The sequence below is a fragment of the Bacillus sp. 01N45 genome (assembly GCF_056399205.1).
The window spans coordinates 1-23,206 of the sequence record NZ_JBFTQW010000012.1; the positions used below are offsets into that span (position 1 = coordinate 1).

Here is a 23,206-nt window from a genome sequence, read left to right on the forward strand (position 1 = left end):
TTTGCGTTTAATTTTTTAGATAAATCATCTACTTCTAACTCTACTACTTTTGTATTTTGCTCTTTATTCTCACTTAATACTTTTGCATTAACAAAAGAACTATTCTTCTCAAACTCAAACTTTGTAATCCATGCACTATTCGTTAATGTGAATGATACATATTTTTTACCATCTTTCACCTTTAACACGCCCGGACTCTTCGTATACGTGTTCATCATTGAAATTTCTTCTGATTGATCTTTTAAAGCTTTGAAATTGATGCTGTATTCACCGTCTTTAATTGTTTCAACATTCGGCTTCTCTACTTTTGGTTTCTCTACCTCTGGCTTTTTATCACCGTCTGGTTGCTTTTCTTCGTTCTTAATTGGCTCAAGTTTATCTTGTTCAAATAAAAGTTGTACATCATGTGTTTGCTTATAGTTTCTTGATGCCATTTCGATAAATACTTTTGTATTTAATTTTTTTGATAAATCGTCCACTTCAAACTCTACTACTCTTGTATCTTTTTCTTTATCTTCACTCACTACTTTTGCATCAGCAAATGCGCCATCTTTTTCCGCTTGGAAATTTTTAATTAATGAGCTACTTGTTAGTGTTACAATTGCCTTTTTCTTACCGTTTTCTACTTTTAATACTCCTGGATTTACCATGTAATTATTCATCTTAGATTCTTCATCTGTCTTATCTTTTAACACTTTAAATGGAATACTATAATTCCCATCGTTAATTGTGTTAGAATTGGGTTGTTGATCTGGGTCAGGCTTTTGGTCGGGCTTCTGACTTGGATCCGGTTTTTCATTTGGATCTGGCTTATTTGCTGGATCCTCTTTTTCATTTGGTTTTTCTACATGAATCGGTGTAATACTATTTTGATCAAATGCAATACGCACATCATAGTCATGATGATAATTTAAAAAGTCTATGTCTACTTTTACTTTCGCATTTAATACTTTCTCTACATCGTCCACTTCAAATTCTACTACTCGTGTATCTTTTTCTTTATCTTCACTAATTACATTTGTCGCAACAAACTGGCCACTTTTTTCTGTTTCAAACTTCGTGATCCATGAACTATGTTCTAACGTAAAGGATACCTTCTTCTTCCCATCCTTCACTTTTAAAGTTCCTGGACTTACAGAGTATTGATTCATCATAGATTCTTCATCTGATGTATCCTTAAGAACTTTGAAACCGATTGAATATTCACCGTCAGCTAGTTGGCTTGCTGCTTGAACTGCAAGAGGTTGTAATGTTGATACGAATGTAAATATCATTAAACACATCGCAACAACAATTTTAAGATATCTATTCAATGGAATAACGCTCCTTTATTTAGTTTTGACGTACTTTACGAATTAAGAAAACACCTGAAATAAGAATTAACACTGCAAATAATCCGATGCGTGCTTCATCGCCTGTTTTTGGGTTATCTGTTTTTTCAGCTTTTCCACTTTCATTTGTTCCTTTGCTTGCCTCTTTATTTGCTTCTTTACTCTCTTCTTTCTTCACTTCTTCTTTTACTTTTGTATCTGTTTTTGTTTGATCATTATTCTTTGTTACAGTAGTTGCTTTATTTTCTCCACCTACCGCTTTTACATTTGCATCAAATGCAAAGCGAATTGTGTAGTTATGGTCATAATTTACGTTAGGTACAACAACATGAATTTTTACAGCTGCTGGTTTAGATAGGTCGTCTATTTTAAACTCTACAATTCTTTTATCTGCAGATTCATCTTTACTAACAACTTTTGCATCAACAAAGTTTCCGTTCTCTGGTGCTTTAAATTCTGTAATCCAAGCACTATGATTCATAGGAATTTGTACTCTCATCTCACCATTTTTCACAATTAACTTAGCTGGTTTTTCAAAATAATCATTTGCCATTGAAGCTGAATCATTTTCTGCTTTTTGTATGACATAGTTAATATCGTAAGTACCGTCAGCTACATTTGCCGAAGCTTGTCCAAATGGCACTACGAAAAAAGCTAGCATACATACGAATGTCATAATAAAAGCGGGTAATACAGAAATCTTTCTCATTTGGCTTACTTCCTCCTTGTTTATCTTTCATCCATACTCTTTGAAAATGATAATTATTCTCAATATATAAGAAAAAAATAATAATCCTCTACCATTATTTAATTGTAATTTATTTATGTAATATAGATATTATTGATTATCATTCTCACTATGTACTAAAAATAATATCCCTCCCTATTCCTTATAAAGAGCGATTTACATTTTAACATAAGTCCCTATTTCTTTTGATGATTATCATTCTCAATGAAGGTCAAAAAAAATAAAACTAACCATTCTCCTACTCTATCACCTCTATCTACAAAATGATATCGTTATAGAAAACCTTATACCTTTCACTCCTCACTTTCCTTCTAATATTTCCACAACTAAGTCAATCTTAGCCTAATGCTAATTTTTTTGTCAACTATATTACGTATAAAATTTTTAATATCTAAATTTCCCTATATGCAATTTTTTTCTACAAAAAAAGAGACTTTCTTTCATAGAAAGCCTCTTTTCACTATTTTTCTACAGCAACTTCTTGCTTTTGAAATAAAGAAACTACATATCCAATTGCAATTCCAATGATACCCGGAACTAGCCAACCAATCCCTACACTATATAGTGGAATTTTATCTAAGATAGGAGCAAGGGCCGCTACTTGAAGATTTGCATTATGCAATCCATCAAAGAAGCTAATTGCAAATGCTCCTACAATACCGCCTACATACATAGCTAATGGAAGACGAATATAGTTTTCAACAAGTGATAATACAATCAGTACGATACCAATTGGATAAATTGCAATTAAAATCGGTAATGCTAATGCGTTTAACTGAGTTAACCCAAGGTTTGCTACCATAAATGCTAATACACAGAAGATGAAAACAACCTTTTGATAAGAAAGCTTTGGTAATAAGGAAGAAAAATATTCCCCACAAGCTGCAACAATACCTACAGAAGTTGTTAAACATGCCGCTGTAATTGCGATCCCTAATAATAAAGTTCCGTAACTACCAAATAAATGATTTACAACGTTTGTTAAAATAATTCCTCCGTTTGCTCCCATTCCAAGAGACACACTAGAAGCTCCCAGATAAGCAAGTGCTAAATAAACAAGTAGTAAACCGAGCGCTGCAATAAATCCTGCAAAGATTGTTACTTTTGCAATGCTGTTCTTATTTGTAACGCCTTTTGCTTTTAAAGCATTAATAACAACATTTCCGAAAACAAGTGCTGCAAGTCCATCTAAAGTTAAATATCCATCAATAAAACCTTTAAAGAGCGGAGCATTATACGCTTCTGTCGGTGCACCAAATTCTCCAATTGGTGTAATAATTGCTTTACCTACGATAATTGCTATAACAGCTAACAAAATCGGAGTTAATACTTTACCGATGCGGCCCACTAATTTCGATGGGTTTAAAGCTAAATAGAAAGTTACTGCAAAGAAAATGAATGTAAAGATAACAAGTGGATAAGATTGACCAGCTATCTCACTTGGTAAAAATGGTGCAACACTCATTTCATAAGCAACTGTTCCTGTACGCGGAACACTTACGAATACGCCTAAACATAAATAAATTGCAGTGATAAAAACAAGTGCGAATACAGGGTGTACACGTCCCGCTAGCTCATTAATATCTCCCTTTAGAGCTATAACAATTACCCCTAATAAAGGTAATCCAACACCTGTTACGATAAAGCCAAATAACGCGATCCATACGTCTGTTCCAGCACCTTGCCCTAAAGCCGGCGGGAAAATCATATTACCTGCACCGAAAAATAGTGCAAACAACATTAAACTTATTGCAAACATCTCAGAAAACTTTAAAGATGATTTCATTTCTACTAACCTCCTACATATTTTTATATTAACAAAATATTCTGAATTAAAGACCGTCACATATCCTCTTTCAAGCATACTTCCCCGTAAAAGAACGCAAAAAACACCCGTCCCTAACAAAGGGACGAGTGTTGAAATCGTGGTTCCACCCTTATTCTAATAAAATGAATTTATAACAAAATAAGCTCATTTTATAGCTCGTGTAAATTGATAACGGTTTTATCCGCCAAGAATTACAATGCATCATGCAGTTCACTCTTGAAGTTTAGAGGTGGTAAGTTTGCCTTTCCGTATTAGGAAGCTCACAGCCTAGGCTTCCCTCTCTGAGAATCGTCAAAAACAACTCATGTCCTCATCATTACTTTTATAAAATATCTTGTCGAAACTTGTTGTTTTTTATTATATGGGCTATTTTTTAAAAAATCAATAGTTTTATTTTTTCTGACAAAAAAATATAGGGAGAAAATTTCCCCTCCCTATATTTGCCCTATTAATATTTCTAATTCCTCAGCTGTAATGTTACGCCATTTTCCCACTTCTAGATCATCTAGCTCTATATTCATAATACGAACCCGCTTTAGCTTTGTTACAGTAAACCCGAAAGCACGGCTCATTCTACGAATTTGTCTGTTCATTCCTTGCGTTAAAACGATGCGAAATGTAGATTGATCCACTCTCGTCACTTTACAAGGCTTCGTCATTCCATCTTTAATCTTTACACCGCTGGACATCTCATCAATAAACCAATCTGTAAACGGCTTATCAACCGTAACGATGTATTCTTTCTCGTGCTCATGATCACCGTGTAAAATTTGATTTGCAATCGCACCGTCATTCGTTAATAAGATTAGTCCTTCTGACGCTTTATCTAATCGCCCAACAGGAAAGATACGCTCTGGGTAATTGATATAATCAATAATATTATCTTCAATATGATCGGCTGCTGTACAAGTAATTCCGATTGGTTTATGAAAGGCAATATACACCTTTTCCTTCTCTTCTTTTGCAATAACCTGTCCATCAATCGTTACAACATCACCATTGCTCACAAGTGCACCGTGCGTACACATTTCACCGTTAATACAGACGCGTCCTGCTTTAATAAGGCGGTCTGTTTCGCGTCTTGAACAGGATTTTGCTTCGCTTATGTATTGGTTGATTTTCATAGCTTATTCCTTTTCCTATATATTAAAAGCGTCAATCTATGGCAATATGACTCTGCCACGATTGACGCTCTTTTACTTCGCAAAAACAACTAAATAAATAACCCCAATTACCAAAAATATTCCGCAACAAGCTAACAATACTTTTGCAAGTTTGTCCATAAACATATAATGGTTCCCCTTTGTTTCGTTGTTTGCTATTTTAATTCGACAACTGTTACGCCTAGGCCTCCCTCGCCCATGTCACCGTAGCGGTAGTTTTTCACACCGCGGTGTTTCTTCAAGTAATCTTGTACACCTTGGCGAAGCGCTCCTGTTCCTTTACCGTGAATAATTGATACGCGCGGATAGCTTGCAAGCTGTGCATCGTCTAAATATTTTTCAACGCGCATCATTGCATCTTCATAACGTTCACCGCGAAGATCGAGCTCTAACGAAACGTGATAATCTCTACCCTTCACACTTGCGACTGCTTTTTTCTCAGTTTGCTTCGGTGTATTAATGTATTCCATATTGGATTCTTTCACTTTCATCTTCAGAATACCAATTTGTACGCTCCACTCTGTATCACTTACTTTTTCAAGCAATTGACCTTTTTGACCAAACGTTAACACTTTTACTTCATCACCTGCGCGTAATTGTTGTTTTGGCGCTGTGTTTTTCACGTTTACTTTTTGTTTCTTCACAAGCTCTGGCGCCGCACCTTCTAGACGGCTCTTCGCTTCAATAAGCTCATGGTCTTTCACGTTTATAAGCTGTGCTTTACGCAATTGACGAAGTTCTTGAATAATGCCTTCTGCCTCTTTCTTTGCAGCTTCGACTTTTTCTTCCCCTTCTTTTTGCGCTTTTAATAATTTTTCATCGCGCTCATCATTAAATTCAATAATTTGACGCTGTAATTCGCGATGCAGTTTTTCAGATTGCTTGCGAAGTGCTTCTGCTTCGTTCCAGTCACGCTCTGCATTCTTTTGACTTTCTTCTAACTTCGCAATCATATTTTCAATTTTGTTTGTATCTGTACTAATGTGGTTACGAGCTTGATCAATCACGCGATCAGATAGTCCAAGGCGCTTCGAAATTTCAAAGGCATTACTACGTCCTGGTACACCGATTAATAATTTATACGTTGGGCTTAATGTGTTCACGTCGAACTCAACGCTCGCATTAATAACTTTCTCACGGTTATATCCGTATGCTTTTAATTCTGGGTAATGCGTCGTAGCAACAACGCGAGCACCACGATTACATACTTCATCTAAAATTGAAATTGCTAATGCAGCCCCTTCTTGCGGATCTGTTCCAGCACCTAATTCATCGAATAAAACTAAGCTTTCAAAATCAGCTTTTTCTAAAATATCAACAATGTTCACCATATGTGAGGAGAACGTACTTAAACTTTGTTCAATCGATTGCTCATCACCGATATCGGCAAAGATATTTTTAAATACACAAATCTCTGATTCATCCATTACTGGAATGTGAAGGCCAGATTGCGCCATTAGCACACAAATACCAACTGTTTTCAGCGTAACTGTTTTACCACCTGTATTTGGTCCTGTAATAACAATTGTCGTGAAATCTTTCCCTAACATAATGTTATTTGGCACGATAATTTCTGGATCAATAAGCGGATGACGTGCTTGTCTTAAATCCATATAACGCTCGTTATTTACGATTGGTTTCGTTGCTTTTATACGCTTCCCATAAAAAGCTTTCGCAAAAATAAAGTCAAGATTCGCAACTACTTCTACGTTAGATAAAACGATATCCGCTTCTACTGCCACTTCTTCTGTTAACATCAATAAGATGCGTTCGATTTCTTGTTTTTCTTTCACTCGTGCTTCTTGAAGCGCGTTATTTAACTCTACAATGACTTGTGGTTCAATAAATAACGTTTGCCCAGAAGCTGATTGATCGTGAACAATACCGCCATATACACCGCGGTATTCTTGTTTTACCGGGATTACGTAACGTTCGTTACGAATCGTTACAATCGCGTCAGACAGCATCTTTTGCGCGTTGGAAGAACGCGTCATATTTTCTAACTTTTCACGAATACGACTTTCCGCAGTACGAATTTGAGTACGAATACCACGCAGTTTATCACTTGCGCTATCGACTACTTCACCGCCATCACCGATACAATTTGTAATTTTCTTTTCTAAATCATATAAAGATACAATTTGAGCGACATGAGTTTCTAAAATTGGAAGCTCGACACCATTATCAACCATATCTTCAATGAAACGTTTCATATTGCGACTACCATACATCGTATTGGCAATATCAAGTAGTTCATTCGGGCTTAACATACTTCCAATCTTTGCACGCTTCACATTTGAGCGAATATCCGTAATACCACCTAATGGTGCACTACCTTTTAAACGAATGACTTTCGCTGCTTCATCTGTTGTATCTTGCATTTCTACAATTTCTTCAAAATCAGTGCTTGGCACTAAATGCTTCACTTTGTCACGGCCAAGTGAAGAGGCTGTATGTTCAAGTAATTGTTCTTTTACTTTATTGTATTCTAATACACGCAACGTTCTTTCTAACATGTTGCAGGTCCCCCTTGTGTTACTTATTACGTTTAATATAGTCTAATAAACGTTCGATATTCCACGTGTTAATCACGTTATCTTTTTGAATCCAACCTTTACGTGCTGCTGCTACACCTGTTTCCATATCTTCTAACATTTCAAGCGTATGAGCATCCGTATTAATCGCTACTTTTACACCAGCATCTTGTGCTTGTTTTAATAATTTCGCGCTTAAATCTAGACGGTTCGGATTCGCATTTAATTCTAAAACTGTATTTGTTTCTTTTGCGAGCTCGATTAATAAATCTGTATCCACATCATAGCCCTCGCGGCGTCCAAGAAGACGTCCTGTCGGATGAGCAATCATTGTGACATGCTTATTCTCCAGCGCAGCACGAAGACGTTTCATAATCGTTTCACGGTCTTGTGAGAAGCTAGAGTGAATCGCTCCAATGACATAATCTAATTCTGCTAATACTTCATCGTCAAAATCAAGTGTTGCATCCGGTAAAATATCCATTTCAATTCCGCGTAAAATTGTAATGTCTGGATACTTTTCGTTCATACGTTCAATTTCTTTCGCTTGTTCACGAAGGCGCTCTTTCGTTAAACCGTTCGCTACTTTCAAGTATTGTGAGTGATCAGTAATCGCCATAAACTTATATCCACGAGCACGGCACGCTTGTACCATCTCTTCAATGGAAAAAGCACCATCACTCCATGTTGTATGCATATGTAAATCACCTTGTATGTCAGAGAACTGAATTAAGTTTGGATACTCTTTAATTAATTCAATTTCTTTTCCATCTTCACGCACTTCTGGTGGGATAAATGGAAGACCGAAATGAGCGAAGAACTCCTCTTCTGTTTCAAATGTTCTCACTTCACCTGTTTCTAAGTTTTCTACACCGTACTCACTAATTTTCTCGCCTCTATCTTTCGCGATTTGGCGCATTTTTACGTTATGATCTTTTGATCCTGTGAAATGGTGAAGGGTTGTAATAAATTCTTCTGGTTTTACTAAACGGAAATCGATTGAAATATCATATTCATATTGAAGACGAACAGAAACTTTTGTATCTCCACTTGCGATTACTTCAATCATATTATCAAATTGCAGTAAATGCTCACGTACTGCAGCTGGTTCTGTCGTTGCAATGATAAAGTCTAAATCTTTCACTGTTTCACGAACACGGCGCAAACTACCAGCACGAGAGAAACGAATTACTTCAGCAATATTCGACAATTTCTCCTCTATTTCCCCGGCAATAGGTAATACCATTGCGATTGGTAAACGCTCTGGACGAGAGCCTACTTGATCGATTGCTTCTAATATTTTCTCTTCTGTCTTCTTACCGAAACCTGCTAAAGCTTGTACTTTATTTTCCTCACAAACCGCTTTTAGCGATTCCATATCAACAACACCAAGTTCTTTATATAACTTAGCTACCTTTTTACCACCAAGGCCTGGTAATTTTAATAACGGTAATAAGCTACTTGGCACTTCTTTTTCAAGCTCTTGTAATACTTCAGATGTTCCCGATTCTATATATTCTTGAATAACTGCTGCTGTTCCTTTTCCAATGCCCGGAATCTTCGTGAAATCTTCAATCTCAGAAAGACTACGATCATCACTTTCTAATGCTGCCGCCGCCTTACGAAATGCAGATATTTTAAATGGATTCGCGCCCTTTAGTTCCATAAAAAGCCCAATTGTCTCTAGTAATTTAATAACTTGTTTTTTATTTACTTTCATCATTACCCCGCCTTTCTTTCATAGAAAAAAACTCCTCTTTCCGAAAAAAGAGAAGTTATACTCTGCTACCTGTCTGCCATAGTTCCTTCACCTTTTCAGAAAGAATCGGTGTATCGTCTACAATTATTTTGCTAATTGATGATTTTTGTAATGGTGTTTGTATTTGTTCAATTGGAAGAATGTTTCCAACGATAATTAAAACAAACAAAATAATATATACTTCTAAAAATCCGAGGATTGCCCCCGCAAACGCATTGACTTGCTTTAAAACCGGTATTTCTGCAAACATATTTAACAAATTACCAAGTAATGAAAGTGCAATTTTTGTAATAATAAACAATATGATAAACGCAAGTGCTTGATAAAATACTGTCTCAATATTATTTGCATCAATCCATTCTGGAACAGATACGTTTTTATCAAATGGATACGGAATAAATTTCGCAAGTGCTGGCGCTAAATCTTTACAGTACCAGTATGCAACAAGGTATGCGATAATAAAGCTTGTTAACTTTACAAGTTGCAGAATAAACCCTCTGCGTAAGCCGAGGAAAAATCCCATAACAAGCAGTAAAATGATAATAATATCAATCATGTTATTCCATTCCTTTTTTTGTCATACTTTCTTTCAATTTCTCATGTTCTTCTTTTAATTTTATGTAATCGTGTATGACGTTTACTGCCGTCAATACCGCTAGTCTACTCGTGTCAAGCGAAGGATTCTTGGCATTGAGTTCGCGCATTTTATCATCCACAATCGCTGCTACCATGCGGATATGACTTGTACTTTCATCGCCAACAACTGAATATTGTTGACCATAGATTTCTACATTAATTCGACTTTTCTTTCCCTTTTGTTGTGACAACTCACCGGCCTCCAATCACGTACAGAATCCTAAAGTTTATCATACCATGAACCATCATATTATGGAAACAGAAAGAACAATCCGATATGATAAAAATAACAATATAAAAAAAGGAGCGACCATCTTGTCAAATTCTATCGTAATACAAACAAGTTCTACAGTAATTGAAGACATGAAACAACAATACAAACAAGCGCTTAGTCCAAAAACCCCACAAGGCGGGATCTTCATGGCAAAGGTGCCATCTTGCACGATTACAGCTTATAAATCTGGAAAAGTAATGTTCCAAGGTGGCCGTGCTGAAGCAGAAGCTTCTCGTTGGCAAACTGTCTCTCAAACACCGAAAACAGCTGTAAAAAAATCTGTAGATTCACACCGTTATGCACCCCCTGCTTCCATCGGTACAATGTCTATCGTAGGGTCAGATGAAGTTGGTACTGGTGATTTCTTCGGACCGATGACAGTAGTTGCTGTATATGTGGATGCGGAGCAAATCCCACTGTTAAAAGAACTTGGTGTAAAAGACTCTAAAAACTTAAATGACGATCAAATTACTGCCATTGCAAAACAACTTCTACACGTTGTTCCTTACAGCTCTCTTGTCCTTCATAATGAAAAATATAACGAGCTATTTGATAAAGGAAACAACCAAGGTAAGTTAAAAGCTTTACTGCATAATAAAGCTATTACAAACTTATTAGCTAAAATTGCACCTACAAAACCTGAAGGCGTCTTAATCGATCAATTCACACAACCTGATACATACTACAAATATTTAGCAAAACAAAAACAGGTACAGCGTGAAAATGTTTACTTCGCGACGAAAGGCGAAAGCGTACACTTAGCAGTAGCCGCTGCCTCCATTTTAGCTCGTTACTCATTCGTAAAACAGTTTGACGAACTAAGCAAAAAAGCCGGTATGCCACTTCCAAAAGGTGCTGGTAAACAAGTTGATATTGCAGCTGCTAAATTAATTCAAAAGCTTGGTAAAGAACGATTACCTGAGTTTGTGAAAATGCATTTCGCTAATAAGGAGAAGGCGTTTCGCTTATTAAAATAGTATCGACAAAAACAGGAGGCTACAAACTCCTGTTTTTTTGTTTCCCCTACTATTATCCTTATAATTTTGTTACAATTAAAATATACAGATTATTCTAACATAGGAGGAGATTCCCATTGCTACTTCTACAAATGATTCTAAATATTTTACTAGGCGATCCACACGAAAGACAGTTTGAAATTAGAGAAAACATTCAGCTACTAAGTGAACAACGAGAGTTCAACGATTTAATAGAGCGTTATGGCCGTTCTTTCTTATTAAACTTTCGGATTCGAAGATTTATCGGGAAACACGATGCCCGCTTGTTAATACATAATCCAGCAAAACTACAGTACTTCTGTGAGGAACTTGAATCTATGATTAGAAAAAAAGGATTGTTTACATAAGGAGATATTTCATATGAACGCTGTAAAAGTTAAAAAGGTATTATATGTTTTCGTACACCTCGTGGGCCCACTTTCTTACCTCACTATTTCTACCATTTGGGGAGCTTTTTTCACTACTAAATCTACATTCGAAAATATATCTGATAATCTTGGTGTGATGGCTATCTATTACGTGCTTATGAGTTTACTGTGGTTTTTCTATTTAGATCGATTAGACAAAGATGTAGATAAAATTACAAAAGAAATTAAGGTGTAATACATATAAAAAAAGGAGAGCCGCCAAGACTCTCCTTTTTTATGTTAACTTCTTTTCTGCTTCTTATTTGATGAAGATACTTTATGAGAACCTGTTTCATGTGCCGTCGTTCCTTGTCCTTCTATTTCTGGAGAACCAAGGCTTGATCTTGAATGATCTTTTTTCACTTTTTTACTCATTTATATTCACCCCTTCGTGTTACTTTTTGCTACGAGGTAATAAACTATGCAAAATAAAAAGCGAGAGGAAATCCTCTCGCTTTTTTCATATTTTAGAATTCAGAAGAACCTGGAGTTCTTGGGAATGGAATTACGTCACGGATGTTAGCCATGCCAGTGATGTACATTAGGAAGCGCTCGAAACCTAGACCGAATCCAGCGTGTTTTGTACCGCCGTATTTTCTAAGTTCTAAGTACCACCAGTAGTCCTCTTCGTTCATACCTAATTCTTTAATTCTGTCTACTAAAACGTCCATTCTTTCTTCACGTTGGCTTCCGCCGATTAATTCGCCGATGCCAGGAACTAGAAGATCAGTAGCAGCTACTGTTTTTCCATCTTCATTCATACGCATGTAGAACGCTTTAATGTCTTTTGGATAGTCAGTTACGAATACAGGGCGTTTGAAAATTTCTTCTGATAAGTATCTTTCGTGCTCTGTTTGTAAGTCAATACCCCATTCTACTGGATATTTGAAGTCAGCACCTGACTCTTGAAGCACTTTAATTGCTTCTGTATATGTGATACGACCGAAGTCAGAGTTGATTACGTTGTTCATGCGCTCAAGAACTGTTTTATCAACGAAGCTGTTGAAGAATTCCATTTCTTCTGGTGCATGCTCTAGTACGTATTTCATTGCATATTTCAGCATATCTTCTGTAAGATCCATTACGTCGCCTAATTCAGCGAATGCAATCTCCGGCTCAACCATCCAGAACTCAGCTGCATGACGAGTTGTGTTAGAGTTTTCTGCACGGAATGTAGGTCCGAATGTGTATACGTCACGGAATGCTAATGCATAAGCTTCAGCGTTCAGCTGTCCACTTACTGTTAAGTTTGTTTCTTTGCCGAAGAAGTCTTTTGATTCATCAACTTGTCCGTCTTCACCTTTTGGTACGTTGTTTAAATCTTGCGTTGTTACGCGGAACATTTCGCCTGCACCTTCTGTATCACTACCAGTGATGATTGGTGTATGAACATGTACGAATCCACGCTCTTGGAAGAACTGGTGAATCGCAAATGCTGCGACAGAACGTACACGGAACGTTGCAGAGAATGCATTTGTTCTTGGACGTAAGTGAGCGATTGTACGTAAGTATTCAAACGTGTGACGTTTCTTTTGAAGTGGGTAATCAGAATCTGATAAGCCCTCGATATCAATTTTTTCTGCTTTAATTTCAAATGGTTGCTTCGCTCCAGGCGTTGCAATTACTGTACCTTCTACTTTAACTGAAGAGCTAAGTGGAAGTTTTGCAATTTCTTTGAAGTTTTCTAACTCTGTATCGAAAACGATTTGAACGCTTTTAAAGAAGCTACCGTCGTTTAATTCGATGAAACCAAATGCTTTTGAATCACGTAAGTTACGAATCCACCCTGATACTTGTACTGTTTGACCTGCGTATTTATCTGTATCTCTATACAGACTTTTTACTAATGTGTTTTCCATAGTGAAATTCTCCTTTGCACATATATTTAAATACAAAAAAACCTTTCATCCATAAAGGGACGAAAGGTTAAACTTCGCGGTACCACCCAATTTGTCATAAAGACCAACTTTAACTCGTATGTAATACATACTTCCCGGTTTGTAACAGGCCGGATTCCCGTCTAAGTCTACTCTTGAATACAAGATTCAATTTCGGTTAGCAACTCCAAGGTGTTCTTCACATATACCGCCTCATCAGGCTCTCACCGTCCCTGACTCGCTTTGGATTATAGTATATACTACTTTTCCTTATCATCGTCTTTCATTTTGTTAAACTAAAATTAATGTACTACATTCGAGAGAAAGATGCAAGATACCAAAAAATATATCAGCGATTTTTGTAATATATCGATTTTCCGACAATCGTGCCATAAAAAAATTGCCGGGCTTAATCCGGCAATTTCTCATTACTTACGTAACTCCGCACCAAACTTCTCTTCTACCGTTGTTAATACACGGTTATGTGCTTCTGTTACTTCTTCGTCTGTTAACGTACGTTCTGCATCGAAGTATGTCATAGAGAATGCAAGTGATTTCTTGCCTTCTTCCATTTTTTCACCTTCGTATAAGTCAAATAGCGTTACGTCTTTCAGAAGTTCTCCGCCAGCTTCAGCAATAACTTGCTTCATTTCACCAGCTTTTGTTTCTTTCGTTACGACAACAGCCATATCACGTGTCATAGATGGGAAACGTGGAATTGCTGTGTAGTAAGTTTCTTCTGCGTCTGCACCAAATACTTTTACAAGAGATAATTCGAATACGAATGTATTTTTCACATCTAATTGTTTTTCTGCTTCTGGGTGCAATTGACCGATGAAACCAATTACTTCGCCATCTAATACGATGTCAGCTGTACGACCTGGGTGCATCCCTTCACGTTTTGCTGGTGCATAAGTGATTTGGTTTGCAACGCCAAGTACGTCGAATAATCCTTCTAGTACACCTTTCACAACGAAGAAGTCTACTACTTTCTTCTCACCTTGCCATGCATGGTGAAGAGCAAGTCCTGTCATAACACCGGCAAGATGTTGTTCTTCTTTCGGAAGTTCTCCTGCTTCTGTTGGTAAGAAGACAGAACCTGCTTCGTATAAAGCAACACTATCGTTTTTACGTGCCACATTATATGAAACAGCTTCTAGTAATTGCGGTACTAAGCTTAAACGAAGTTGGCTACGCTCTTCACTCATTGGAAGTGCAAGATTTACAGGAGCTTTTTCATTTGGCTCGACCATATATTGCTTCGCTTTATCAGCGCTTGTTAATGAATATGTGATCGCTTCATATAAACCAGCACCCTCTAGGAAGCGACGTACTTTACGACGTTTCGTTTGTGCTGATGTTAATTTACCACGAGTCATTGTTCCAGAAGGTAATGTAACTGGAATGTGGTCATAACCGTATAGACGACCCACTTCTTCTACTAAGTCTTCTGAAATTGTAATATCAGGACGACGTGCTGGTACATTCACATGGAATGTTCCTTCTACTTCTGTGAATGGGAATTTCAAGTTTGTGAACATTGTACCCATTTCACTTGCAGAAATATTTGTACCTAATACACGGTTTACTTTTTCAGCAGTAACAGATACTGTACGCTCTTGTACTTGTAAGTTGTCAGCTTCTACTACACCTTCAAGTGCTTCTCCGCCAGCGTATTTCGCCATTAAAGCAGCTGCGTGTTGAATTGCTTCAAATGTACGTGTTGGATCGATTCCTTTTTCAAAACGTGCGCTTGATTCACTGCGAAGACCTAAGTCTTTTGATGTACGGCGCACTGTTTGACCTGCAAAGTATGCAGATTCAATTAAAACGTTTACTGTCTCATTTGTAACTTCAGAATCCGCTCCGCCCATTACACCAGCAACAGCTAAAGCTTTTGTTCCGTTTGTAATTACAAGGTGGTGGCTTTGTAACGTACGCTCTTGATCATCTAACGTTTCAATTTTTTCGCCTTCTTTTGCAAGACGAACAACGATTTCTTTTGAACCTAATTTATCGTAATCGAATGCATGTAACGGTTGACCGTATTCCATTAAAATGTAGTTTGTAATATCCACTACATTGCTAATTGGACGAATGCCAGCTGCCATAAGGCGCGTTTGCATCCACATTGGTGATGGACCAATCTTTACGTTCTTCACCATTTTTGCAATATATAATGGGTTTTCTTCTTTCGCTTCTACACTTACAGAAATGTAATCAGAAGTTTTTTCTGCTGTTTCTTGTAAGCTGATAGCTGGAAGTTTTACTTCACGGCCATAAATAGCAGCGACTTCATATGCAACACCTAACATGTTTAAGCAATCTGCACGGTTTGGTGTTAAACCAAGCTCAAGTACTTCATCATGTAAGTTTAAAATTTCAAGTGCGTCTGCACCAACTTCAGCGTCACTTGGGAAGATGAAGATACCGTCTGCATATTCTTTTGAAACTAACTTTCCATCAATACCAAGCTCTTGAAGCGCACAAACCATACCGTGAGAAGCCTCACCACGTAGTTTTGCTTTTTTAATTTTGAAGTTGCCAGGAAGTACAGCACCAACTTTTGCAACTGGTACTTTTAAACCTTTTGCAATGTTAGCAGCTCCACAAATAATTTGAACTGGCTCTTCTTCACCGATATCGATTAAACATTTGCTTAATTTATCAGCTTCTGGGTGTTTTTCACATTCTAATACGTGACCAACTACAACACCTTTTACACCTTTATTTAATAATTCAACACCTTCTACTTCAATACCACTTTTCGTGATTTTGTCTGCTAGTTCTTGTGCTGTTACATCTTTAATATCTACATACTCTTGTAACCAACGATATGATACGAACATACTTATCCTCTCCTTCCCTTACGCTCGTTTGAATTGTTGTAAGAAACGTACATCATTTGTATAGAAATGACGAATGTCATCTACGCCGTATTTCAACATTGCGATACGCTCTGCGCCCATACCGAATGCGAAACCTTGATATTCTTTTGAATCATAACCAGCCATTTCAAGTACGTTCGGATGAACCATACCTGCGCCTAAAATTTCGATCCAGCCAGTTCCTTTACAAGTGCCGCAACCTTTGCCGTGACACATCATACAAGAAATATCCATCTCTACAGATGGCTCTGTGAATGGGAAGAAACTTGGACGAAGACGGATTTCACGATCTTCACCGAACATCTTTTTCACGAATACTTGCAGTGTACCTTTTAAGTCACTCATGCGAATGTTTTTATCAATTACAAGACCTTCAATTTGCATGAATTGGTGTGAATGCGTCGCATCATCGTCATCGCGGCGATACACTTTACCAGGACAAATAATTTTAATTGGGCCTTTTTCTTTATTATTTTCCATCGTACGTGCTTGCACAGAAGATGTATGTGTACGTAGTAACGTTTCTTCTGTAATGTAGAATGTATCTTGCATATCACGCGCTGGGTGATCTTTCGGTAAGTTTAATGCTTCGAAGTTGTAGTAGTCTTTTTCTACTTCTGTTCCTTCAGCTACTTCATACCCCATACCGATGAATACATCTTCAATTTGCTCAACAACAGCTGTTAACGGATGGTGACAACCTGTTTCAACAGGACGGCCTGGTAGTGTAACATCAATTGTTTCCGTAGCTAATTTCGCTTCAATTACTGCTTTTTCTAAGTTTCCAATTTTGTCTTCTAAACGCGTTTGAATCGCTTCACGTACTTCATTTACTAATGCTCCCATACGTGGACGCTCTTCTGCTGATAATTTTCCCATGCCGCGTAATACTTCTGTAATTGGACCTTTTTTTCCTAAATACGCTACGCGTACGTCGTTTAAGCCCTTTAGCTCTTTCGCTTCTTCAATAAGCTCTAACGCTTTTTGCTTTAGCTCTTTTAAACGTGCTTCCATTTGGAACCCTCCTAATTTTAAAAATAAAAAAACCTCGCTCCCAAAAAGGGACGAGGTAAATTCGCGGTACCACCCTAAATTGACAGACCAGGTCTGCCCACTCATTAGTTATAACGATCAATTCTGACCGGAACGCCTTTACATATATATGGTCCTGGCGTCAACTCCAGAGGTGAATTCACTTCCGTCTACCATAAGAATGCTTTCAGTCTAAGGCATTCTCTCCCTATATGGCGATTTTGTAAGTTACTCTTCTCTATCAACGTTTTTCGTTATTTAACTTTTAATATAATATACTTCAACTTATTATAAGAAGTTTTTTATTTGTTCGCAACTGGGCTTTGTAAATAATACGTTAAAACCCCTGCTGCAACCGCAACATTTAATGATTCTGCCCCGCCGTAAATCGGAATATACAAGTTTTGATCCGTTTTTGCAAGAATTTCTTGGCTTACGCCGCTTCCTTCATTTCCTACAATTAATGCAAAACCACCAGCTGGTGTTACTTCACCATACGGAACTCCATTTTCAAGAGCTGTTCCATATACAGGAACGTTATTTTCTCTTAACTTGTCTACCCACTCTTCTAAGTTCCCTTTTACAACTGGTAAATGGAAAATAGAACCTTGTGTAGAGCGAAGCACTTTACTATTATATGCATCAACGCATCCTTCTCCAAGCACAACAGCATGAATACCAGCTGCATCAGCTGTACGAATAATTGTCCCTAAGTTGCCCGGGTCTTGAAGACCATCTAATAAAAGAAACTTTCCATCTGCAAGAGCTACTTCACTCTCGTGTTTCTCACAAACAGCAAATACCCCTTGCGTCGTTTCTGTTTCACGGAGTACTTTTACGATTGCTTCAGGTACGATATACATTTCCACATCATTAACTGTCCAATCTTTCGGAAGATCTGTCTGATCAGAAACGATAAGTTCTGTTACAACTCCTGCTTTTAAAGCTTCTTCCACTAAGTGGAATCCTTCTACAAAAAATAAACCTTTTTTATCGCGCTCTTTTTTCGTCTGCAGCTTTTTCCACTGCTTCACACGCGGATTTTGCACTGAATCAATGTTTTTCATAATATGTATTTCCCTCTCTTCTTGTCTTATCATTATAGCCTATTTTTCATACATATTTACATAAAAAAGAACAAAAACTAACGTCAGTTTCAATTCTGAAGAAGAGGTGAAAATAATGAGTTTTAATTTACGCGGTGCTGTATTAGCGAATGTATCTGGAAATTCACAAGATCAATTACAAGAAACGATTGTCGATGCAATTCAAAGCGGTGAAGAAAAAATGCTTCCAGGTCTTGGCGTTTTATTCGAAGTCATTTGGAAAAATGCTGATGAAAATGAAAAACACGAAATGTTAGGAACACTAGAGCAAGGATTAAAAAAATAAACAATAAAAGGTCACCTTAGAAAAAAACTAAGGTGACCTTTTATGTCTATAAAATTTTTCTTCTCCTAAACATTTCTACTTTACTAACGCTACACAGATGGAGTACAATATTCAAAATACATTTAAACCGATCGATTTTCTTTATAGACACCATTAGATAAAAGGAGTGAATGTTTTATGCAACGTATTACGCTTGAACAAGTTTTTAAACATCACATTACACAAAAATATGTAAACCGTTCTGGAATGGTCCACGCGATTGCTGTCGCTTACCATGCGTTTCACTTAGCGAAAAAGCATCATGCCTCAGTCGATGCTGCAACAAAAGCTGGTTTCCTTCATGATATCGGACATCACACATGGTACAGCGAGGGAGAATGGGATTATGACTTGTATAAAAAGAATGATATACATGCGATTAAAGGAGCAGAAAGAGCTCATAAATTGCTTATTAGATTAGGAGAACATCCGAAACTAGCAAAAGAAATTTCTATCGCGATTCTTCTTCATACAGATTCTTTCTTAGTACAGCAAGAAATTGAAAGAACATCTCTTCAAAACATTATTAAATGGGCAGACGAAGCAGATGAAGAACCGGGCGGAGCGCACCATTATAGAACGATTTCTTATGAAAAAGCATTAAAAGCTATTCAACAGTTAGACCGATTGGTAGAACGTGAATTGCAAATAGAGCAATCAAAATCGAATAACAAGGCAGAACATAGTTATCAATGAGAAAGAGGCATCACTATAGGGTGATACCTCTTTTATTATTTTATGGAAAATACACCTTTATATGTAATATTTAAATATTACATATAAAAACAAAATACTTTATAATTAAATATACAAATATAAAGAGGTGATTTTACAAATGCAACCCGCTACACAACTTTCTAATGAACAGAAATACTCTATGTCATGGGGACAATTTATTAGCTCCGTTTTATTCGCTTTTTTCGGAACCGGACTTATTACTGTGTTCCTCGCAATGCCCTTAACAATTTATACAGCCGGTCTTACAGATAAAAAACAAATTGCCCTGTATGAATCTATTGCAAATACTGCAAGTATCGTATTACAACTAGCCGTGTTGTTATTCTTCATTTTTAAATTCGAACCCGCAAAAAAATTACTACTAAAATCTTTTAACTTTAAAGCACTTAAAGAATGGCGTACATACGTATACTTACTTCTTTTCTTCGCTACAAATATTTTACTCAATTACATCTTGTTAAATTATATGTTCCAAGACGCAACAAAGCAGCAATCTTCCGCACTTAACTTAGACGTTTTCAAGCAGTATCAAATATTATTACTTCTCGGCTTCGCAATACTTACACCAATTTTTGAAGAGCTGATTTTCCGTGGTTTTATACTCCGCTTCTTCTCAGAACGCTTTCCATTTTGGATTGCAGCTATCGTAACAAGTTTCTTCTTCGGTATCGCTCATACATACTCACTTGGCGTAATGGTAATTACTTTCTTCATGGGATTATTAATGGCTATTTTATGTAAAAAAACAAAATCCATTATTCCAGCTATGTTATTTCATATTATAAATAATATGTTGGCATTCTTGAGTTAGAAAGAGGTATCATTGCGATACCTTTTTTATTAATTCGTATCATTACTTCTCATTTCTATCAATTTATACATATTTATTAATAATATCCAAAATAAACCTCATGTAGTAAAATATAACTGATTACTATAGAAGGAGACTATATATGTTGAGCTTACTTTGGGTTGTTTATATGCCACTTCTTGTTTTATGCGGATTGTTCGGTGGTATTTTTTTAATTGTTACTAGCATGAAACATCGTAAATTATTTGTTGGTTTAATGGGGCTACTTAGCTTCTCCTTTGTCACACTACCTTTTGTTTTTTGGGGCATGGGAGTGGATAGCAATGCAATCCTCCCTATTTCAACAACTTTATATTGGATACTGTTTTCTTTAACTGGATTATTAGCAGGGATAAGTGGAGTCCAAACCAAAATTAAAAGTATACGTAATATGGGATTCATTATTTTCATCGCTGGTATATTAGGGGTTATCTTCTGGTTACTCATGACTGTAGGTGATTCATACTATATATAATATTTTTTAGAACCCCATAAATCGGAGGTAATACAAAAGTGTTCGGAATATTAACTTGGATGATTTTCGCTCTTACTTTGATGTTATGCGACTTCATCGTTGGCATTTTTTTAATTATTGCTGGTATTAAATATCGTAAATCACTTACTATTATGGCTGGTTTCATTAGCATATCGCTTATTGTTGTTCCTATCATTTGTATAGGTTATGGAATAGATTTAGAGGGGATTGTTCCAATTTCGGGAACTTTATATTGGTGTTTCTTCTCTTTGGCTGGACTATTAGCTATTATAAGCGGAAGACAAATATCCAGTATTCGTGCTATGGGAATGGTTTTATTTATAACAGGACTGTGCTCCGTAACTGGTTATCATTTTTTATATTTAACTCTTTAAACAGACAAAAAAGCAGGGAAATTAATTCCCTGCTTTTCTATTTGGTTTATTGCCTGATGGTAAGAAGAACGATAATACCCAAGCAATCCCTGCGAGTATCGTCGCAATTAAGAAGGCATCGTTAATACCGTTAATTGCAGATAACTTCGAAATTTGTCCAAATAATAGTTGCGTGCTCATCGCATCTCCTGCTTGCGCTGATCCAGCGATCGCTGCTAAACTTTGCCCCATGCCGTGTACTTTATCAACTAAGATTGGGTTTGACGTTGTTAACATGTTGCCGTAATCTGCTACGTGAGCAGTCGTTTGCTGCGTCATAAGTGTGATTAAAATCGCTGTTCCAATTGAACCAGCTACTTGTCTTGACGTATTTTGCGTTGCTGTACCGTGAGAAATTAATTTCATCGGCAGTGCGTTCATACCTGCTGTCATAATTGGCATCATAATGAATGACATACCAATCGAACGTATAATATAATCCGTCATAATAACGCTATACGGTGTATCCATCGATAACGTTGTGAATTCATATGTCGCAAACGTTGTAATGGCTAAACCGACAATTGCTAACGGACGAATACCATACTTATCAAATAGTTTACCTGCAATAGGTCCCATGATCCCCATAATTAATGATCCTGGAAGTAGTAATAAACCTGATTCTATCGGTGTGAAACCGCGAATGTTTTGCAGATATACCGGAAGTAATAACATACCTCCGAATAATGCCATCGTAACAATTGCATTAATTACTAAAGTAAAAGTAAATACTGGGTATTTAAACACTTGTAAATCAAGCATTTTGTTGTCCGTTGTTAGCTCTCTCCAAATAAATACCGCAATACCTACTACACCAATGATAAGTGAAATAACAACCTCTGCACTAGTCCAACTATTATTTCCTGCTTCACTAAATCCGTACAATAAGCTACCTAGTCCAATACTTGAACTAACAACACCGAATACATCTAACTTCGTTTTAGATACCGGCTGAGCTAGTGTAAAGAATTTTAAAGATAGGAATGTAATAATTAAACCGATAATAAACATCGCATAGAACATTAAGTTCCAGCTATAGTTTTCAATCACCCAGCCCGTTACAGTTGGTCCGATAGCTGGTGCTAAAATCATCGCTACACCTAGTAATCCCATCGCTGCTCCGCGCTTATGAGGCGGGAATAATGTCATGAAAATATTCATACCAACCGGCATTAAAATACCTGCACCCACCGCCTGAATAACGCGGCCCGTCATCATCATTGTAAAGTTTCCTGAAATAGCACAAATGATAGATCCTACCGTGAAGAATAACATTGCCGCTACGAATAATTTACGATACGTAAATCGTGAAACTAAAAAGGCACTAATCGGTACTAAAATACCATTTACAAGCATGAAACCTGTAATTAACCATTGTGCTGTTGAAGTTGATACGTTAAATTCGTTCATTAACGGAGGCAATGCAACGTTAATAATTGTTTGGTTTAAAATAGAAACGAACATGCCGAGAATTAATACAGCTACAACTGCTTTGACGTTCACATTTTCTACAGGCGTAGACATTTGTTTTTTCGGCGCTTCTTTTTCTTGTTTTACTTCTTCTTGCTTTCCTGTTTCTAACTCAACTACATTAGAAATTTCTGCTTCTTGCTTTCGTTCAATTTCTTTCTCTTCTGTTTCTACCTTACTTACTTCTATTTTATTTACGGCTGGGACTTGTTCTTCTCCCACGTTCGTTTTTTTCTTTCGTAAAAGACGATTTACAAGGAAGAAGACGATTATACAAAATAGTGCATATCCTGCAATTGCAATTGAGGACATCTC

General features: G+C 36.8%; 22 protein-coding genes and 3 other annotated features. Of the genes, 8 read left to right on the top strand and 14 right to left on the bottom strand.

From position 1 onward, the window contains the following. From AC1DMU_RS23065 to zapA, 8 genes are all read right to left on the bottom strand, one after another. Positions 1-1,313: NEAT domain-containing protein (locus tag AC1DMU_RS23065; protein ID WP_476941581.1), on the bottom strand; the 1,313-nt coding region annotated here is incomplete at its 3' end. 19 nt (positions 1,314-1,332) lie between these two features. Continuing rightward, entirely contained in the window at positions 1,333-2,040 is a 708-nt protein-coding gene (gene isdC / locus AC1DMU_RS23070; RefSeq protein ID WP_088064535.1) for a heme uptake protein IsdC, read from the bottom strand. A gap of 499 nt (positions 2,041-2,539) precedes the next feature. Further along, positions 2,540-3,865, bottom strand: coding sequence for a branched-chain amino acid transport system II carrier protein BrnQ6 (gene brnQ6, locus AC1DMU_RS23075; RefSeq protein WP_048544310.1), 1,326 nt, complete (start codon positions 3,863-3,865; stop codon positions 2,540-2,542). Positions 3,866-3,982: 117 nt separating this feature from the next. Beyond that, positions 3,983-4,233 (bottom strand) — a binding site (T-box leader). Positions 4,234-4,341: 108 nt separating this feature from the next. Continuing rightward, positions 4,342-5,031, bottom strand: a complete 690-nt coding sequence (locus AC1DMU_RS23080; protein ID WP_088064536.1) for a 23S rRNA pseudouridine(2604) synthase RluF — start codon at positions 5,029-5,031, stop codon at positions 4,342-4,344. 194 nt (positions 5,032-5,225) lie between these two features. Further along, positions 5,226-7,586: an endonuclease MutS2 gene (locus AC1DMU_RS23085; protein ID WP_048544317.1), complete on the bottom strand. Its 2,361-nt coding sequence runs from the start codon at positions 7,584-7,586 to the stop codon at positions 5,226-5,228. 19 nt (positions 7,587-7,605) lie between these two features. Continuing rightward, the gene (gene polX, locus AC1DMU_RS23090) at positions 7,606-9,324 is read right to left on the bottom strand and encodes a DNA polymerase/3'-5' exonuclease PolX (RefSeq protein WP_088064537.1); all 1,719 of its coding nucleotides are present in this window, start codon (positions 9,322-9,324) and stop codon (positions 7,606-7,608) included. A gap of 55 nt (positions 9,325-9,379) precedes the next feature. After that, positions 9,380-9,919 (bottom strand): CvpA family protein, encoded by a 540-nt coding sequence (locus tag AC1DMU_RS23095; protein ID WP_000565411.1) that lies wholly within the window; start codon positions 9,917-9,919, stop codon positions 9,380-9,382. A gap of 1 nt (position 9,920) precedes the next feature. After that, the gene (zapA, locus tag AC1DMU_RS23100) at positions 9,921-10,190 is read right to left on the bottom strand and encodes a cell division protein ZapA (protein WP_000082701.1); all 270 of its coding nucleotides are present in this window, start codon (positions 10,188-10,190) and stop codon (positions 9,921-9,923) included. Positions 10,191-10,314: 124 nt separating this feature from the next. On the opposite strand from zapA, the gene rnhC reads away from it, so the two are divergent. The 3 genes from rnhC to AC1DMU_RS23115 all read left to right on the top strand — a co-directional run bounded on the left by rnhC (position 10,315) and on the right by AC1DMU_RS23115 (position 11,892). Then, a complete protein-coding gene (gene rnhC, locus AC1DMU_RS23105; RefSeq protein ID WP_088064538.1) occupies positions 10,315-11,250 on the top strand; it encodes a ribonuclease HIII in 936 nt (311 codons plus the stop codon). A 116-nt stretch (positions 11,251-11,366) separates the two neighbouring features. Beyond that, the gene (locus AC1DMU_RS23110) at positions 11,367-11,636 is read left to right on the top strand and encodes a hypothetical protein (RefSeq protein WP_088064539.1); all 270 of its coding nucleotides are present in this window, start codon (positions 11,367-11,369) and stop codon (positions 11,634-11,636) included. Positions 11,637-11,649: 13 nt separating this feature from the next. Beyond that, entirely contained in the window at positions 11,650-11,892 is a 243-nt protein-coding gene (locus tag AC1DMU_RS23115; RefSeq protein ID WP_088064540.1) for a hypothetical protein, read from the top strand. 44 nt (positions 11,893-11,936) lie between these two features. On the opposite strand, the gene AC1DMU_RS23120 is transcribed toward AC1DMU_RS23115, so the two are convergent. From AC1DMU_RS23120 to AC1DMU_RS23140, 5 genes are all read right to left on the bottom strand, one after another. Continuing rightward, entirely contained in the window at positions 11,937-12,071 is a 135-nt protein-coding gene (locus tag AC1DMU_RS23120) for a YuzL family protein (RefSeq protein WP_087985370.1), read from the bottom strand. A gap of 92 nt (positions 12,072-12,163) precedes the next feature. After that, positions 12,164-13,555, bottom strand: coding sequence for an asparagine--tRNA ligase (gene asnS / locus AC1DMU_RS23125; protein WP_000432172.1), 1,392 nt, complete (start codon positions 13,553-13,555; stop codon positions 12,164-12,166). A 52-nt stretch (positions 13,556-13,607) separates the two neighbouring features. Continuing rightward, positions 13,608-13,859, bottom strand: a binding site (T-box leader). A 142-nt stretch (positions 13,860-14,001) separates the two neighbouring features. Further along, positions 14,002-16,422: a phenylalanine--tRNA ligase subunit beta gene (gene pheT, locus AC1DMU_RS23130; RefSeq protein WP_088064541.1), complete on the bottom strand. Its 2,421-nt coding sequence runs from the start codon at positions 16,420-16,422 to the stop codon at positions 14,002-14,004. An 18-nt stretch (positions 16,423-16,440) separates the two neighbouring features. Beyond that, positions 16,441-17,475 (bottom strand): phenylalanine--tRNA ligase subunit alpha, encoded by a 1,035-nt coding sequence (gene pheS, locus AC1DMU_RS23135; RefSeq protein ID WP_000388220.1) that lies wholly within the window; start codon positions 17,473-17,475, stop codon positions 16,441-16,443. Positions 17,476-17,518: 43 nt separating this feature from the next. After that, positions 17,519-17,747 (bottom strand) — a binding site (T-box leader). 48 nt (positions 17,748-17,795) lie between these two features. After that, on the bottom strand, positions 17,796-18,593 hold the full coding sequence (locus AC1DMU_RS23140; RefSeq protein ID WP_142291816.1) for a TrmH family RNA methyltransferase: 798 nt from the start codon (positions 18,591-18,593) through the stop codon (positions 17,796-17,798). 82 nt (positions 18,594-18,675) lie between these two features. Between AC1DMU_RS23140 and sspI the strand changes: the two genes are divergently transcribed. From sspI to AC1DMU_RS23165, 5 genes are all read left to right on the top strand, one after another. Beyond that, on the top strand, positions 18,676-18,885 hold the full coding sequence (gene sspI, locus AC1DMU_RS23145) for a small acid-soluble spore protein SspI (RefSeq protein WP_000009511.1): 210 nt from the start codon (positions 18,676-18,678) through the stop codon (positions 18,883-18,885). A gap of 177 nt (positions 18,886-19,062) precedes the next feature. Further along, positions 19,063-19,620, top strand: coding sequence for an HD domain-containing protein (locus AC1DMU_RS23150; protein ID WP_001189002.1), 558 nt, complete (start codon positions 19,063-19,065; stop codon positions 19,618-19,620). 139 nt (positions 19,621-19,759) lie between these two features. After that, on the top strand, positions 19,760-20,473 hold the full coding sequence (locus AC1DMU_RS23155) for a CPBP family intramembrane glutamic endopeptidase (protein ID WP_088064543.1): 714 nt from the start codon (positions 19,760-19,762) through the stop codon (positions 20,471-20,473). A gap of 142 nt (positions 20,474-20,615) precedes the next feature. Beyond that, complete coding sequence (locus AC1DMU_RS23160; protein ID WP_088064544.1) at positions 20,616-20,987, top strand: DNA-binding protein; 372 nt, start codon at positions 20,616-20,618, stop codon at positions 20,985-20,987. Positions 20,988-21,025: 38 nt separating this feature from the next. Beyond that, the gene (locus AC1DMU_RS23165; RefSeq protein WP_088064545.1) at positions 21,026-21,382 is read left to right on the top strand and encodes an ammonia permease; all 357 of its coding nucleotides are present in this window, start codon (positions 21,026-21,028) and stop codon (positions 21,380-21,382) included. Positions 21,383-21,403: 21 nt separating this feature from the next. On the opposite strand, the gene AC1DMU_RS23170 is transcribed toward AC1DMU_RS23165, so the two are convergent. After that, entirely contained in the window at positions 21,404-23,203 is a 1,800-nt protein-coding gene (locus AC1DMU_RS23170) for a DHA2 family efflux MFS transporter permease subunit (RefSeq protein ID WP_087985376.1), read from the bottom strand. Positions 23,204-23,206 lie beyond the last annotated feature (3 nt).

Coding starts and splice junctions, on each gene's coding strand:
- isdC (WP_088064535.1), bottom strand. CDS start 2,040: ATGAGAAAGATTTCTGTATTACCCGCTTTTATTATGACATTCGTATGT.
- brnQ6 (WP_048544310.1), bottom strand. CDS start 3,865: ATGAAATCATCTTTAAAGTTTTCTGAGATGTTTGCAATAAGTTTAATG.
- AC1DMU_RS23080 (WP_088064536.1), bottom strand. CDS start 5,031: ATGAAAATCAACCAATACATAAGCGAAGCAAAATCCTGTTCAAGACGC.
- AC1DMU_RS23085 (WP_048544317.1), bottom strand. CDS start 7,586: ATGTTAGAAAGAACGTTGCGTGTATTAGAATACAATAAAGTAAAAGAA.
- polX (WP_088064537.1), bottom strand. CDS start 9,324: ATGAAAGTAAATAAAAAACAAGTTATTAAATTACTAGAGACAATTGGG.
- AC1DMU_RS23095 (WP_000565411.1), bottom strand. CDS start 9,919: ATGATTGATATTATTATCATTTTACTGCTTGTTATGGGATTTTTCCTC.
- AC1DMU_RS23115 (WP_088064540.1), top strand. CDS start 11,650: ATGAACGCTGTAAAAGTTAAAAAGGTATTATATGTTTTCGTACACCTC.
- AC1DMU_RS23120 (WP_087985370.1), bottom strand. CDS start 12,071: ATGAGTAAAAAAGTGAAAAAAGATCATTCAAGATCAAGCCTTGGTTCT.
- asnS (WP_000432172.1), bottom strand. CDS start 13,555: ATGGAAAACACATTAGTAAAAAGTCTGTATAGAGATACAGATAAATAC.
- pheT (WP_088064541.1), bottom strand. CDS start 16,422: ATGTTCGTATCATATCGTTGGTTACAAGAGTATGTAGATATTAAAGAT.
- pheS (WP_000388220.1), bottom strand. CDS start 17,475: ATGGAAGCACGTTTAAAAGAGCTAAAGCAAAAAGCGTTAGAGCTTATT.
- AC1DMU_RS23140 (WP_142291816.1), bottom strand. CDS start 18,593: ATGATAAGACAAGAAGAGAGGGAAATACATATTATGAAAAACATTGAT.
- sspI (WP_000009511.1), top strand. CDS start 18,676: ATGAGTTTTAATTTACGCGGTGCTGTATTAGCGAATGTATCTGGAAAT.
- AC1DMU_RS23150 (WP_001189002.1), top strand. CDS start 19,063: ATGCAACGTATTACGCTTGAACAAGTTTTTAAACATCACATTACACAA.
- AC1DMU_RS23155 (WP_088064543.1), top strand. CDS start 19,760: ATGCAACCCGCTACACAACTTTCTAATGAACAGAAATACTCTATGTCA.
- AC1DMU_RS23160 (WP_088064544.1), top strand. CDS start 20,616: ATGTTGAGCTTACTTTGGGTTGTTTATATGCCACTTCTTGTTTTATGC.
- AC1DMU_RS23170 (WP_087985376.1), bottom strand. CDS start 23,203: ATGTCCTCAATTGCAATTGCAGGATATGCACTATTTTGTATAATCGTC.